This window comes from Corynebacterium sp. UMB0012, assembly GCF_030216265.1.
Lineage (GTDB): Bacteria > Actinomycetota > Actinomycetes > Mycobacteriales > Mycobacteriaceae > Corynebacterium.
Genome location: NZ_JASOKQ010000012.1, coordinates 1 through 14,780, shown reverse-complemented (window position 1 = coordinate 14,780; position 14,780 = coordinate 1). Strand labels below are relative to the sequence as shown.

Annotated in this window: 16 protein-coding genes; 10 read left to right on the top strand and 6 right to left on the bottom strand. The window is 58.5% G+C overall.

Features of this window, described 5'->3' with window-relative positions; translation table 11 throughout:
* Window positions 1-42: 42 nt before the first annotated feature.
* Window positions 43-1,101: a DUF2786 domain-containing protein gene (locus tag QP324_RS07195; protein WP_239279129.1), complete on the bottom strand. Its 1,059-nt coding sequence runs from the start codon at window positions 1,099-1,101 to the stop codon at window positions 43-45.
* Between the two features lie 192 nt (window positions 1,102-1,293).
* Here QP324_RS07195 and QP324_RS07190 point away from each other — a divergent pair, with 192 nt between their 5' ends.
* From QP324_RS07190 to QP324_RS07165, 6 genes are all read left to right on the top strand, one after another.
* Window positions 1,294-2,631 carry a glutamine synthetase family protein gene (locus QP324_RS07190; RefSeq protein WP_284768463.1) on the top strand — a complete coding sequence of 446 codons (1,338 nt, stop codon included), beginning with the start codon at window positions 1,294-1,296 and terminating at the stop codon, window positions 2,629-2,631.
* 7 nt (window positions 2,632-2,638) lie between these two features.
* Window positions 2,639-5,710 (top strand): bifunctional [glutamine synthetase] adenylyltransferase/[glutamine synthetase]-adenylyl-L-tyrosine phosphorylase, encoded by a 3,072-nt coding sequence (locus QP324_RS07185; protein WP_284815307.1) that lies wholly within the window; start codon window positions 2,639-2,641, stop codon window positions 5,708-5,710.
* A gap of 97 nt (window positions 5,711-5,807) precedes the next feature.
* Window positions 5,808-6,152: a hypothetical protein gene (locus QP324_RS07180; RefSeq protein ID WP_284768467.1), complete on the top strand. Its 345-nt coding sequence runs from the start codon at window positions 5,808-5,810 to the stop codon at window positions 6,150-6,152.
* Between the two features lie 10 nt (window positions 6,153-6,162).
* A complete protein-coding gene (locus QP324_RS07175; protein WP_239279126.1) occupies window positions 6,163-6,612 on the top strand; it encodes a hypothetical protein in 450 nt (149 codons plus the stop codon).
* A 145-nt stretch (window positions 6,613-6,757) separates the two neighbouring features.
* Entirely contained in the window at window positions 6,758-6,976 is a 219-nt protein-coding gene (locus QP324_RS07170) for a hypothetical protein (protein ID WP_040425194.1), read from the top strand.
* A gap of 10 nt (window positions 6,977-6,986) precedes the next feature.
* Window positions 6,987-7,694, top strand: a complete 708-nt coding sequence (locus QP324_RS07165; RefSeq protein ID WP_269953179.1) for an AAA family ATPase — start codon at window positions 6,987-6,989, stop codon at window positions 7,692-7,694.
* A 14-nt stretch (window positions 7,695-7,708) separates the two neighbouring features.
* Here the strand turns inward: QP324_RS07165 and QP324_RS07160 are convergent, their stop codons facing one another.
* The gene (locus tag QP324_RS07160) at window positions 7,709-9,016 is read right to left on the bottom strand and encodes a nitrate/nitrite transporter (RefSeq protein WP_284815306.1); all 1,308 of its coding nucleotides are present in this window, start codon (window positions 9,014-9,016) and stop codon (window positions 7,709-7,711) included.
* 39 nt (window positions 9,017-9,055) lie between these two features.
* On the opposite strand from QP324_RS07160, the gene thrC reads away from it, so the two are divergent.
* From thrC to QP324_RS07140, 4 genes are read left to right on the top strand one after another with little or no spacing between them, the layout of a single operon-like run.
* Window positions 9,056-10,498, top strand: a complete 1,443-nt coding sequence (gene thrC, locus QP324_RS07155) for a threonine synthase (RefSeq protein WP_284815305.1) — start codon at window positions 9,056-9,058, stop codon at window positions 10,496-10,498.
* Between the two features lie 3 nt (window positions 10,499-10,501).
* Window positions 10,502-10,648, top strand: a complete 147-nt coding sequence (locus QP324_RS07150; protein ID WP_239279122.1) for a hypothetical protein — start codon at window positions 10,502-10,504, stop codon at window positions 10,646-10,648.
* Between the two features lie 10 nt (window positions 10,649-10,658).
* Window positions 10,659-11,459, top strand: a complete 801-nt coding sequence (locus QP324_RS07145; protein ID WP_284815303.1) for a trypsin-like serine protease — start codon at window positions 10,659-10,661, stop codon at window positions 11,457-11,459.
* A 29-nt stretch (window positions 11,460-11,488) separates the two neighbouring features.
* The gene (locus QP324_RS07140) at window positions 11,489-12,034 is read left to right on the top strand and encodes an NUDIX domain-containing protein (protein ID WP_284815301.1); all 546 of its coding nucleotides are present in this window, start codon (window positions 11,489-11,491) and stop codon (window positions 12,032-12,034) included.
* A gap of 2 nt (window positions 12,035-12,036) precedes the next feature.
* Here QP324_RS07140 and QP324_RS07135 read toward each other — a convergent pair whose 3' ends face one another.
* The 4 genes from QP324_RS07135 to QP324_RS07120 form a co-directional block, all read right to left on the bottom strand.
* Window positions 12,037-12,411, bottom strand: a complete 375-nt coding sequence (locus QP324_RS07135; RefSeq protein ID WP_284815299.1) for a hypothetical protein — start codon at window positions 12,409-12,411, stop codon at window positions 12,037-12,039.
* Complete coding sequence (locus QP324_RS07130) at window positions 12,411-12,620, bottom strand: hypothetical protein (protein WP_284815297.1); 210 nt, start codon at window positions 12,618-12,620, stop codon at window positions 12,411-12,413. The genes QP324_RS07135 and QP324_RS07130 overlap by 1 nt, the downstream gene beginning before the upstream one ends.
* An 18-nt stretch (window positions 12,621-12,638) precedes the next feature.
* Complete coding sequence (locus QP324_RS07125; protein WP_284815295.1) at window positions 12,639-13,610, bottom strand: TDT family transporter; 972 nt, start codon at window positions 13,608-13,610, stop codon at window positions 12,639-12,641.
* Between the two features lie 172 nt (window positions 13,611-13,782).
* A complete protein-coding gene (locus QP324_RS07120) occupies window positions 13,783-14,688 on the bottom strand; it encodes an Abi family protein (protein ID WP_284815292.1) in 906 nt (301 codons plus the stop codon).
* Window positions 14,689-14,780: the final 92 nt, after the last annotated feature.

Below are 14,780 nucleotides of genomic sequence, written 5' to 3'. Positions count from 1 at the left end.
AGCAGGGAACGGGAGGGAAGAATGGCCTTGAGCAGGGCAAAATTACTGCGTAATTTCTGGAACCGAACCGATCCCGGAAGCATCGCCGCCAAAGTGAGATTTATCGGCAGCGGCAATGCCATCGTTGATGCCGTGCATGCTGTTCATGGAAAGCGACATTTCCGTCAGGTTGGGGAAGAGGCGATTGCGAGTATCGATGGCATGATCGGTGCGCGCCTGCAACGCCGGAAGGGTTTGGGTAGCTACAGTCTCTGCGTGGTGTGAGCAGTACTGGGATTCCCGCAGGTTTTCTGCGATGCCGTCCTCATTTGCTTGGGTGAGCAATTCACCGATACGGGCGGCATAAGAGAGCCGGAAGCTACGGCGATAGGCGGCGGTGGAGCCGGTAGCACGGGCAATTTCTGCGCCGTCACCGTTGCGCATGAACCAATCGCATTGACGGTTGAGAGAGGCGAAGAGATCGGCGCAATGGGCGGCGTCGGCAGGGGCGCCAATCACACAGGCTAAACCCTTGTCATGAATCAGGAGAGTGGTGCATCCATTGGCGTCGGAGATGGTGCTTAACAGGGAAGCCTGGTGCTTGATATACGGCGGGTGGATGTGCACGCGGTGGGAAATGAGATGAGGCAGCTCGGAAGTAAGCAGGTCTTCGATGCGATACTTCTGCTGCAGGGACTGCGCCTTAGAAATGAGAACCTCGGCCTCATCCTCAAAGCTGGTAGATTCCGCTTTCCGTAAAAGGCCTAGAACCTTCTCGCGGATTTTGCGTTGCTTATCGCTGAGCCCGTCCTCCCGCAAGGATTCGCCGGAGGCTAAAAGCTCGGTATCGCGCAGCTTCGGTAGGTGAATGAGCTCTTTAATAATGGCGCGCAACTTATCGCGGGGAATGAAGTTTTCCTGCGGAGGGGCCATCTGTAGCCATGCTTTGCGCAGCGCAGGGGAGGTAATTCGTGCCGGCACATGGGGGCTTGCACGGTAAATAATCGGGTAGGCGTGCGGGCCTAAGACGTGTTCTAAGTCCGCCGGCGCCCAGCCTTGTTGTGCGGCGGTGACGAGGCGTTCGATTACGTGAGCAGAAAGGTCATCGCAGTGGGTGGTCATAAAGATTCGTCCTTTAAGAGGTGTACGTGTGTTCGCTTGCCCACTTAGCAAAGCATGCGCTGGAGCTGGCTCCTGCCGGAAAATCCCCCACTGGCCACCCCCTAGATACTCTTGCGACCTGCACATTTCGCCCCGGAAAAACTGTCGCATGAACTGCACATCCCTCGGGGGAGAGCCGGTAAGGTCTAAAGCATGAATAGCCAACACGAATTTGTCTTGCGCACCGTTGAGGAACGCGATATCCGCTTTATCCGCCTGTGGTTTACGGATATTCTGGGCGCCCTTAAATCCGTGGTCATGAGCCCGTCCGAATTGGAATCGGCCTTTGAAGAAGGTGTTGGCTTTGATGGTTCTTCCGTAGAGGGCTTTTCTCGCATCTCTGAGTCTGACACGATCGCCCTGCCAGATCCCTCCACCTTCCAGATTCTGCCCTTTGATATGGATGAGCCGGACCTGCAATCGGCCCGCATGTTTTGCGATATCGCACAGCCAGACGGCCAGCCCTCTATGGTGGACCCGCGCCATATCCTGCGCCGCCAGGTCACCGAGGCCGCCAACGATGGATTTACCTGCATGGCTTCGCCTGAAATCGAGTTCTATCTTTTCGAGCGCGGCCGCGAACTCACTGACTTGGTACCGACGGATAACGGCGGTTACTTCGACCAAGCAACGCACGATACCGCCCCGCTTTTCCGCAGGAAGGCAATGTTAGCGCTGGAATCGCTGGGAATTGCCACGGAGTTTAGCCACCACGAAACCGCGCCGGGCCAGCAAGAAATTGATCTGCGCCATGCGGACGTGCTCACCATGGCCGATAACATCATGACTTTCCGGCACGTGATCAAGCAGGTGGCCACCAATTCCAACGTGCGCGCCACCTTCATGCCTAAGCCCTTCGAACATTTGCCGGGCTCTGGCATGCATACCCACTTGAGCCTTTTTGAAGGCCAATCCAATGCTTTCCACGATCCGGATGATGAATTCTCTTTGTCCCAGACCGGCCGCCAGTTCATCGCCGGCATCTTGGAGCACTCCACGGAGATGTCCGCGATTGTGAATCAGTGGACCAATTCTTATAAGCGCCTGATGTTCGGCAACGAGGCGCCGGGCGCAGCCACCTGGGGAGTATCGAATCGCTCCGCGCTGGTCCGCGTTCCCACCTACCGGCTTACCAAGGAAGAATCGCGCCGGGTAGAAATTCGCTCCATTGATGCCTCGATGAACCCCTACCTGGGCTATGCGGTGCTACTAGCGGCAGGCCTGCGAGGTATCCGCGAAGGCTACGAGCTCGATGATCCGGCCGAGGACGATGTCCACCAGCTCACCCGCCGCGAGCGCCGGGCAATGGGTTACAAGGATCTACCCACCAGCTTGGATCAGGCCTTGCGAGAATTTGAAAAATCCGAGTTCATGGCAGAAATCCTGGGCGAGCACGTCTTTGAGTTCTTCCTGCGCTCCAAGTGGGATGAGTGGCACCACTATCAAAGCCAAATCACCACCTTTGAGCTGCGCAATAACCTGAACTTCTAGGAGAAAAATGCGTCCTGCTGCTGTGCCTTCACCGGCCACACTAGGCCTTACCCGCTCGCACGCTGCCCAGGATATTGAGCAGCTGGGGTGGAAGAATCCGGAATCGGTGGATCTGTTGTGGACCCTCGCTGCCGTGGGCGACCCAGACCTGGCTCTCAATAACTTGATCCGCATCTATGAACAAGCCCCAGAGCTCGATGATGCCGTGCGTTCCAATGAAACTTTGCGCGTGCGCCTCTTCGCACTCTTGGGGGCGTCGACCGCCTTTGGTGATCATCTCGCGGCGCACCCTGAACTGTGGCGAGAATTGGAAAAACCCCTTCCGCAGCCCGAAGAGATGCTGCAAAGCTTGCTTGGGGCCGTCGACGCCGAGCCCGCAGACTTTGCGGATGACATTGACCGGCCCGATCCGGCGCGCGAGGACTTGAGCGCGGCGGGTACTTACCGTGCCGGCGAGGGTGAGCATAAGCAGGCGCTGCGCACGACCTACCGCACTTTGATGATGCGCATTGCCGCCTGTGATGTGGCGGGCACCTTCCATTCACGCAAGGGCCAGACCAGGCTGCAGCCGGAGGTAGGATTCCGCCAGATTACGGCGCTGACCACCGCGCTTGCCGACGCCGCTTTGACCGCCTCCCTTGCCTGCGCCGTGCGCACCATCTATGGTGATGAACCCTTGGATGCACAGCTGGCAGTCATGGCGATGGGCAAGTGCGGCGCAGGCGAGCTGAACTATATCTCCGATGTGGACGTCATTTTCGTTGGCAGCGAGGCAACCCCTAGGGCCACGCGGCTAGCGGCGGAGTTTAATCGCATTGGATCCACCACCTTCTTCGAGGTGGATGCCAACCTGCGCCCGGAGGGAAAGTCGGGCGCATTGGTGCGCACTTTGGAATCCCACGTGGCCTACTACAAGCGGTGGGCAGAGACGTGGGAATTCCAGGCGCTCCTTAAAGCGCGCGCTATGACGGGCTACCTCCCACTAGGCCAGGACTATTTGGACCAGATCCGACCGATGGTGTGGACGGCGTCGCAGCGGGAGTCTTTTGTTGAGGACGTACAGGCCATGCGCCGCCGCGTGCTGGCCAATGTTCCCGAAGAACTCAAGCACCGCGAGCTGAAGCTAGGCGTGGGCGGCCTGCGCGATATCGAATTTGCTGTCCAGCTCTTGCAATTGGTGCACGGGCGCTCCGATGAGACGCTGCGGGCGCTTTCCACGGTGGAGGCGCTGGAGGCACTGATTTCAGCGGGGTACGTCGGCCGCGAGGACGGCACCCAGCTCATTGAAGCCTATGAGTTTCTGCGCCTGCTTGAGCACCGCCTGCAATTGGAGCGCTTCCGCCGCACACACACGCTGCCGGAAAAGGACGATGAAGAGGGGATGAAGTGGCTGGCGCGCATCGCCGGCTTTTATCCGCAGGGCACCAAGTCGGCGGCCGAGCGCATGCTCTCGCACCTGCGCCGAATCCGTCTGCGGATCTCCGAGCTGCACTCGCGCCTGTTCTACCGGCCGCTGCTTAATTCCGTGGTCACCATGTCCGCCGATGAGCTCAAGCTGTCGCCGGAGGCCGCCAAGCTGCAGCTGGCCGCGTTGGGCTATAACCACCCCGACCGCGCATTCGAGCACTTGACCTCCTTGGCGGCGGGAACCTCGCGCAAGGCACGCATCCAGGCGATTTTGCTGCCTACCTTGATGGAATGGCTGGCTGATACCGCAGACCCCGATATGGGTCTGTTGAACTATCGCAAGCTCTCGGAGGCCGCGAACGATAGGTCGTGGTTCTTGCGCATGCTGCGCGATGAAGGAATTGTGGGCCAGCGGCTCATGCACATTCTGGGTACCTCGCCGTTTACTTCTGATCTGATTATTAGCGCACCGGATTCGGTTAAGCAGCTTTCCGACGGCGCCACTGGCCCCAAACTGCTAGAAACCAAGCCCGAACAGGTTTCCAAGGCGCTGGTCAATTCCAGCAAGCGACACGCCGACCCGGATAAAGCGGTGGCGGTGGCGCGCTCGTTGCGCCGGGTTGAGCTGGCCCGCATCGCCAGTGCGGATTTGCTGGGCTTCATGCCGGTCAAGCAGGTGTGTCACGAGCTATCCACAATTTGGGATGCCGTCCTTGAGGCCGCACTTCGCGCTGAGGTGCGCGCGTGGCGCCTGGCTAACGAGGACGCAGAGCCGCCAGCGCGCATCGCCGTCATTGGCATGGGCCGTTTGGGAGGTATGGAGCTGGGATTTGGCTCAGATGCGGATGTGCTCGTCGTAGCAGAACCTAGCGAACCGGCCGGTGACTCTGGTGCGGAAGGGGAGGCCGTGAAGTGGGCCATCGGGATCGTCGATAAGCTTCGGCGCCGCCTGTCTAAGCCTTCGGGCGACCCACCATTGGACGTCGATTTGGGCCTGCGCCCAGAGGGCCGCTCTGGTGCGGTGGCGCGCACCATCTCCTCCTATGAGCGTTACTACCGCGAGTGGGGCGAGTCTTGGGAGCTGCAGGCTTTGTTGCGCGCGGCCTTCGTGGCTGGTGACAAGGAAGTAGGCGAGCGATTTATGTCCATGGTCGATAGCTTCCGCTACCCAGAAGGCGGCGCGAGCGCCTCGACCATTCGCGATATCCGGCGCATGAAGGCGCGCGTGGACAATGAGCGCCTGCCGCGCGGCGCGGACCGCAATACTCATACCAAGCTGGGGCGCGGTGCGCTCTCAGATATTGAATGGACCGTACAGCTCCTGACCATGATGCATGCTCACGAGTATGCCCAGCTGCACGATCCGTCCACACTGCGCGTGCTCGACGCCTTGGAGGAAAACGCAATCCTCTCTGCCGAGCAGGTCTCGGACCTGCGCGAAGCCTGGCTTATGGCTACCGACGCCCGCAATGCACTGGTGCTCGTGCGCGGCAAGCGCGTCGACCAGTTGCCCGGGCCCGGTCCGCAGCTGGCCCAGGTAGCCGGTGCCGCTGGCTGGCCGCCGGAGGACAACCAAGGGTTTCTAGAAAACTATCTGAAACTTACCCGCCATGCCCGGAAGGTTGTGGATGAGGTCTTCTGGGGCGAGGAGGAATCCTTCGAGCATTCTTAGAGTTAGCCTTGAAAGTCCCCGATGCGCGCATTGTGGCCTTACTTTTTGCACTTTTGGGCTCTAAAGTGGGATGGGAACAAGAAAGGACTGGCTAGTTATGTCTTTTAAGCTGCAACTCGATGTGGACAACGCCACGGTGAGCGAACTATCCGCGCTGCTTTCCGCAGCGCGTGCCGCGGGCGTGCGCGACGGTGACGCCCTCCACCTTGACGGCACCACATTGACCATCGAGGTCTCCACGCCGCGGGAGGAAAAGCCAGCGCCGCCGCGCCAAGAACCATCGCCCGATAGCTCCCGTCAGGCCCCTCGCTCGTGGGGGCGCGCCGACCGCATAGGGGAGGCCACCATCCGCTCCATCATCGACGCCCTCAATGATCGCGGCGAGAACCCTCGCGGCAATGACTACGGTTCCTTCGGCGATAGCGCTGGTTACCATGGCTAAAATCAGCGGAGTGTATCGACATAAGCTCATCTACCTGTGGGCCTTTGTAGCCGTGGCCGTCATCGTGGCTATCGCTGTCGGGGTGTGGGCCACCAATCGCGATAATCCCCCCAAGGGGACGAAGACGGTGGGCGAGGCCGTGGCTGGTGGCGTAGTCCAAGAAGACATGCCCGCACAGGTCAATGGTGCTATCAAAGGCGATGATTCCACCGACGCCAACCGCGTGACCTCCTTGGCGAAGGCGCTGGGCATCCCGCTCAATTCCGTCCCGCGGGATATTACCCAGACTGAAAACGGCAAATCCGATGTGCGCGTCTACCTCGAGCGCGAGCTCAACAGTGCGGTGGAGTCTGGTGACATCAGCGAATCCGATGAAAAGGCAGTCCTCGTAGCATTTGAGCGAGGCCTTGTGATGCCGGCCAGCGATGGCATCGTGGCCGAGAGCTATCCAGCAAACTAGCCCTTTATTTCCTCGCGAACTGGGCGCGAAAATTCAGGCAACCCGCAGCTAGGCGGCATGGCCTTGGCAGTAACTCTTCCTAAGGTAAAACATCACAAATTGGTAACGGGCAGGGTGCTCGGTGCCGAAGCCTCTGGAGGAGACTATGACTTTCAAGACCACGCTGTCGACCGCGGCGGGAGTACTCGCCGCCATTGCCATCCCCATCACCGGCGGGGTAGGGGTGGCTTATGCCGTCAATACCGTGCCGGCCGATACCATCGCCCAGTCAGTTCCGGCCGGCGACTTGGGTGGCCACCTGAAAAACTTTGGCGCGGCGGCAGCGCAGGAAGATGCGCTGCGCGTACTCGATGAACTGAATTAACCTAGGGCCCATGCTGGTTGATGCCCTAAGCCTGAAGTTTAAGCCTGATGACTACCGCGCCGAGCTGCCCATCTTCGACTACTTAGTTGATTTGGGCAGCTTCAAGTTGCGAAGCCCTGTCACCGTCTTCGTAGGTGAAAACGGCATTGGCAAATCGAGCTTGCTCGCTGGCGTAGCTAGTGATTTGGGCTGTTCACCTGCGGGCGGCCGCATGGATGACCCAGATGAAATCGTTCCTCGCAGCCCCATTCGCTGCGATACGGAGGAAGTGATCCAGCGTGCCTATTTCCTGCGCGCCGAAAAGCACGAGTACTTGATTGGACGTGGGGATTCAGCGGCCGAACGTGGCGGCCGTTCGACTCTTTCTCAGAACGTGGATTTGTCCCGCCGCTCGCACGGGCAATCCGTCTTTGACCTGCTCTATGAGCACATTAATGGCCAAGGTGTGTACATCCTTGATGAGCCAGAATCTGGGCTGTCCGTTATCCGGCAACTGGCCCTCGTAGCGGAAATCGCCCAAGCAGTTGACCGCGGCGCACAGGTCATTATTGCCACGCACTCGCCAATTCTTCTGGCCTGCCCTGGTGCGGACATTGTGGAGCTCAACGATACTGGCTTTGAGCGCATCGCCTTCGACGAAGCGGAAGCCGTGGCGGCAACCCGGGAGCTTTTGGCGGACCCTGAGGGGACCATTCGCTTTATCCTCAACCCGGAGTGATCAACCGAGGGTTTCTAGGAAACCTCCACGATGGTGACCGAAGGCCCGTCTTCGCCCGCGCGACGGCGAAGGAAGTGGGTGATGATCACACCAATCATGCCTACTACCCAAACGGCTAGCACCGCAGCCGCGGCGGCAGTGAAATCCGGCATGGAGTAATCAGGGGCGTCGGAGGAATGGTCCAACACCATGCCGAAGAGCTGCGCGCCCAACATGCCGGAGGTAAACCCACCCATATTTCCCAAGCCCGTAGCTGTGGCTACCACGGAGCGGTCCATGCGCTCACGCACGATATCGAAGCCATAGTTAGCCGTCGGTGTACACAGTGCGGTAACGAAGGACACCACCAAAATTGCGACCACACCGCTGTCGGTGCCAAAGGTAAAGAAAATCAGCCAGGTCAGTACGTGAATTGCTACGAACCCGAGGCTAAGCCACGGGCGGACATGCTGCGCGCGGGAGGAAATTTTGCCGTGCAGGGGGCCGACGAGGACCAAGAATACCGCCAGCAAGGTAAGTACCAGGCTGGACTTGGCCTTGGACATCTCCATGCCCTGGGTCATCATGGGCATGCCCCAGAGCATGACAAAGACGATGAGCGGGAGCATGCCGATGTAGTGGATGAAGTAAGCCTGCCAGGCCACCGGGGAGCGGAATACCGTTTTCAAGCGGGCGGGGATGCTGGTGGCCTGCGAGTTGGGTGGTTCCTTCTCCGTGGGAATAATCCCCAACTTCTCTGGTGAGTCTGCTACTGCCACGATGGCGGCGATGGCTACCAGGATGCCCACCGCGCCGAGGGTAACGAAGGCAGCTGTCCATCCGGCCGCACCCAGCAACCACAGGAAGGGCACCGCGGAAATGAACTGACCCATTTGCCCCAGCGACGACGTCACCTGGGTGAACATGGGGGTGCGGTGCAGCGGGAACCAATAGGGCAGGATGCGCATCACGGAGAGAAATGCCGTGGCATCGCCCGCGCCGATGAGAACGCGCGCGGCAATGGCTACGCCATAGCTGGTGGTAAAGCCCAGTACCACTTGGCCAATGCCCATAATGACGGCGCCGACCACGAGGAGTAGGCGCGGGCCAAATTTATCAATCAAGATGCCGGTGGGGATTTGGGCTAGGGCATACACACCCAACTGCACAGAGGTAAAGACCGCGATACGGCCGGCATCGACATCGAAGCGCTCAATGGCATCCAAACCGGCCACACCAAAAGAGGTACGGCCGGTAATCGCTACGAGGTAGACCGCCATGGCGGCTACCCAAATGCCTAAAGCCTGAGTGGTAATGACTTCTCGGGGATTCGGATGCGACATGGCTGATACCTTACGCCTTAACTACTAAGATTCTTTTGTGTGAAGTACATTTCGACCCGCGATACCGCCCGTCAGCCCGCATCTTTTACAGATATTCTCCTCGGTGGGCTTGCCCCCGATGGCGGTTTATACCTGCCTGAGAGCTACCCACAGCTAGATTCCGCCACTTTAAATTCATGGCGCAGGCTCCTAGCGGACAAAGGCTACGCGGCGCTTGCGGCCGAGGTACTTAAGCTTTTCATTGACGATATTCCAGCGCAAGACATCGAGGATATCGCCGCGCGCGCTTATACCAGCCCCAAGTTTGCGGACCCGGAAATCGTTCCCGTCACCGAACTAGGCGAGGGCCTGTTTATCGGCCATCTATCTGAAGGACCTACTGCAGCATTTAAGGACATGGCCATGCAGCTTTTGGGTGAGCTCTTTGAATACGAGCTCGCCCGCCGCGGTGAGACCCTCAATATTCTGGGCGCCACTTCCGGCGATACGGGGTCCTCTGCAGAGTATGCGATGCGTGGGCGCCACGGCATTCGCGTCTTTATGCTCACCCCGGCCGGCCGAATGACGGCCTTCCAGCAGGCGCAGATGTTTGGGCTGGATGACCCGAATATCTTCAACATCGCTCTAGATGGCGTTTTCGATGATTGCCAGGATGTGGTCAAGGCGGGATCGGGAGATGCTGACTTTAAGGCCGCCTACCGCATTGGCGCGGTCAATTCCATTAACTGGGCACGGCTGATGGCCCAGGTGGTCTACTACATTTCCTGCTGGCTCAAGGTCGCCGAGACCGCCGATCAGAAGGTTTCCTTTAGCGTTCCCACCGGTAACTTTGGCGATATCTGTGCCGGCCACATCGCTCGCCAGATGGGCCTTCCCATTGATCGTCTTATCGTGGCTACCAATGAAAATGATGTGCTGGATGAGTTCTTCCGCACCGGAAACTACCGGCCGCGTCCAGCCGCAGAGACCATGGCAACCTCTTCGCCGTCCATGGATATCTCGCGCGCCTCGAATTTTGAGCGCTTTGCGTTCGACTTGCTCGGCCGCGATGCAGCCGAAACCGCGGAGCTATTCGGCACCAAGGTGAAAGAGGGCGGCTTTAGCCTCGACCACGACAAGATTGCTGCTGCCCGCGAGGACTATGGTTTCCTGTCCGGTTCCTCCAGCCATGCCGATCGCCTAGCCACCATCAAGGATGTACACGAGCGCTTTGATTACCTGGCTGATCCGCACACGGCCGACGGCATCAAGGTGGCTCGTGGCGCACAGCGCGAGGGCGTAGAAACGCCAATCGTGTGTCTGGAGACCGCACTGCCGGTGAAGTTTGCCGAGACGATCACGGAAGCCATCGGCTCTGCCCCTGAGCCACCCGAGCGCTTTGCCGGCATCCTCGATGCTGAGCGGCACGTCAAGGACTTGCCTAATGATGCCGCGGCGGTCAAGGATTACATCACCACGTCGATTCAGAAAACGGAGGTTTAGACCATGGCCTTAGAAAATTTTGCCGGCCCGGAACACTACACCGAGTTTGATCCGGAAAAGTTCATCCGCGATCTCAAAGCCCAGGCGGAGATGGATGCGGAAGAAGAGAACAAGGACAACGCCGGGAATGCGGACACGGAGAGCAACTAGCGTCTTTGTAGTGTGCACGGCCGCGTTCCTTGCAGCCTGCAGCCCGGTGCGGGGAGGGGAAGAACCGAGTTTCTCCGCGCTGTCGTACAAAAACCTCATTCCCAATGAGTCCTATTCTCCGGCCACGGCGCCGCTCGCTCCGGGTACCGCCTTGGATCTCTCCGGCGATGAACCGCGGCCGGGCGCCTATTTCAACTACCAGTCTTGTACCGCGGCATGGTCATTTACGCTTGCCGACGCCCGCACGATCGCCGTTACCGCTTCCCATTGCGGCAAACCCGGCGATAAGGTCTGGGCCGGAACCGCCGACGGCGACTTTAGCTACCCCGCCGAACCTATCGGCGAGGTCATCTACTCTGATTTCTATTCCGATGACAGCCACGACCTCGATGTGGCCTTTATCGAGATCACTAGCAGCGCTGAGTACTATGTCCCCGGGGCGGTGGACAATAGCGTCGCCACCTCCCTGGCTCACCTTCCGCATCAGGTGTGCAAGCTTGGCCGCGTGACCGATGAGACCTGCGGCACGCTTTCCCATGATGCAGAGATGGCGCAGCTGAATTCGGAGGGACTCCAGCGGGATTCGCTTGCCGCTAGGGCGCGTGTATGCAGCACCAATGGTGACTCCGGTGGTCCGGTGTACGGCGAAGTAGAAGGAAAACAAACCATCGTGGGCGTGGTTTCCGGAACGACGCAGCGCCTCGAAGAAGGCCACACCTGCCAAACCACGCCGACGGACATGGAGCTATCTTTCACGTTGGCCACCGATATTCAGCTTCTAGCTAAAGAGGTCTTGGGGCCCATGGCCTAAGTGCGCCGCACTGGTCTACGCTAGGTGGCATGCCGACTCCAGATTTTATTGTTCAGCTGCGCGAAAAGATTGGTCACGATCAGATCTTTGTGCCGGCCTGTAGCGCCATCATCATCCGCGATGTTCCGGCAGACGCCGCGCTCTGGGAAGTCCCCTCCGTGCTCCTAGTAAAGCGTTCCGATAACGGTACGTGGACCCCGGTGGAAGGAATCTGCGAGCCAGGCGAGGAAATTACCACCACCGCGCTGCGAGAAGTCAAAGAGGAAGTTGGCCTTGACGCCAAGGTGGAAGCGCTATTGGGCGTGGGGCAGTCCGGCCCTGTGACCTACCCCAACGGTGATGAGTGCACCTTTATGGGAACCGCGCTGCGCGTATCAGTAGCAGAAAATGCAGAGCCGGTGATTAGCGATGAAGAAAATACTGAAGCTGGGTGGTTCTCCGTGGCGAAGCTTCCCGATAGCGTTTCGCGCCGCCACCGCCTCATGATTGCCGACGCCGTAGCCCAAATGAAGCATCCCCGCGGTTTTGCCCCGCGCATGGGCTGGATGAAGCGCAGCGAACGACCGGGACTGTAGGGCTAGACTTCTGCGGCGTCGGCAAGCAGCCCGCACAACTGCTGCGGATTCTCGGCGGCGATGAGTTCTTGTGCAATGCTAGCGCGCGCATCGGCAATGTCGTCCTTGCTGCCGCAGGAAATCACGGTATCGCTGATAGTAAGCAAAAGCTTTCCGCGCCGGGCTAGGTCATAAAAGAGCGGGCAGTCTTGCTGGCCCCAGCGCCAGGCAGTGGCGTAGAAGTCCCGCGCGCCTGAGCCAAGCCACGACGTCTCCAAGAGCAGGTGGCCGCGGCGCAGGAAAATCCCGTCTCGTTGCAGACCGGCGAGAACTTCCCTCACCGCAGCCACGTTGGCACGATCCCAGGCGATGAAGGTGATAGGGGAGCTATTATGCATCAGCGGCGCCGGCGACGATTGCCATCTGCGCGGCCACCGGAATAGGTGCGCACGGAATTCTCGCCGCCCTCGGACCCTAAGTCATCGATGCCCCAGGAATCTTCCGCATAGATTGCGTATTCCCTGCTCCAGTGCTCGCGCCGCGGTCGCGCTGCACGCGTGCGTCGGCGTGTGCGGCGCTTTCCTCGTTCGAAGCTGGCGTCTCGCATAGTGACTGCGCCTCCTTGCTACCTGTTGGGCCCAGTCTTAATAAGTGGCTCTTCAGGGCCGGTTTCCTTCTTTCCTTCCCACACCCAGCTGAGGAAGCGGGTGGAGCACAGCATCCAGTGTGCGGTGAGGAGGACGGGGATGGTGAGCGCAATGGCGTCGATAAGCTCGGAGCCATTGACCAATGCCAGCTGGTGGCCACCCATGCTCACGGTTCCTGGCGGGAAGGTGCAGGACCACCAAGCCGGGGAGTACGGAACCCACCGTGCCACATTGGGATAGAAGGTAAACATCGCGTAGATGGATAGCGGAATGGCGATAATAAGCGCCGTAACGCCGTAATAGATGGAGACCGGGCCAGGGAAGAGAATCTGCATTGCCGTGGTGGACTGGCCCACTACGCCTAGCGGGACCCATGCGGTGGCTGATTTCGCGCCGGTGAAATCCACCTTGCCGTGCCATGCGGCCCAATACACGCGGGCGAAGGTGGGCACCGCCGTCACCAGGGACATGAAGAAAAATACCGTACCCATCACGTGGTAGAGCGGGCCGTAATCATTAGCTAGCCAACCGGAAACGGAAGCCGAAATCATAGGGCCGACCAGCGGCAGGCCCCAGGTGAACTTCGGCTCACCATCAAAGCGCGTGAGCTGGATAGCCCACGTAATAACTGTAACCGGACCACCGATCCAAAAGCCCACGAGACGGAATGTAGGGATATCCGTCAGACCGGAAAGTGCGGCACCGAGCGCCAAGATTCCGATGAAAAACATCGACCACTCCGCCATAGTGGTGCGCTCAAAACTAGGATGGCGGTAGCGCAAGAAGCCCGCGGTGAGAACGACAAAGATGACGCACGCGATGGCGGCAAAAATGCCGGCCAGGATCATCATGCCTTCTTCCACGAGCAGGCGCGAGACGATGGAGGTGCCCATGAGGCTGCCTCCCCACGCGGGGCCAGGGGCCGGGAGTTGGCGGAATCTATCAGTCACACTCACATGTTAATTTCTTTCGGTCGGGTTATCAGAATTCTGCTGTCGTTTTGCTGGTGAGAACTCTCAACTGGCGCTGAATTAGGGGCAGGGGTCAAGACTTTAAGGATATGTGGCCGGGGTCGCATGAAAAGGGTCCGGAATACCATTGTGTGTTCATGCACCAAGAGGGCTATGAATGATGAGGATTCGCTATACCTTGGTGGAAAGCCGGAGTTCGTTTGACCAGCTCTATATACTCATCCAAAAATCCATCCCACGAATTAGTAAGAAAGAGAAAGTTATCAAGGGCTACAATTACTGCTAGTAGCGAGTTCTCGCCGTAATTTTGACCTAAAACTTTCTCAGCACGCCGTTTCGTAGCACTAGAAACTGAAGGTTGGTCCAAAACGAAACTGTTCCATAACCGAGCTGAGTGAGCGCATTTATTTCTCACGAATGTAAAAGAGCGCAATTGGCGCGCTAAATATTGTTTCTTTACGCCAAGAATGGAACAAGTCTTTGCGTAAACTTGGTTGTTGTCGTTTCGGAAGCTTATTGCTTTCGACAACGTACCAAAGGACAGTGCCTCGACTGCCACCCAAATTGGCACATCGTAAACCCACCTTTCAGTGTCGGCCCCTGAGTCCTTTTGGTATTTGTGGAGGTATGGTTCCTTAGACCGCTTGAGCTCACTGATAATTAGAGCGCGTGTGGGCTTCATATACGGATTTGGTGGGCGCCGGTAAGCAGTGGGCTGAAGATACTCCTCATAAGGAGAATGGATTTCACCTTCGCTGAGAGCAAAGGCCGTCCTGGCCGCAAGCTCTGCTTCTTGGAGCCCGCGGAGAAGGAGAGAACGAAGTTCGATGTCCAACCGGTAGATGTTAACTATTTCATCCCACTGGGTGCCAGGAAAGAATTTGGCTTCGTCACCGGCTAAGTTTTCTTGGAAGTACCGCATGTAGCCCGAAAAGCGGTAATAATTTTGACGCTCAAGGAAATCTTTAGCAGATTTTTCGGAAGGCAGGATTAACCCACGGCGTTGAATTAAACTGACTTGCTCTTGAATGCTGAGGAACTTCTTCCTGCGGTTCATTGCTTGATTTCTAGTGGTCGTGGAAACACCTGACATGGGTTAGGTGATTGTGTGGAGTCGAAATGGGTTCCGGATTCTGCTGTTGTGGCGCG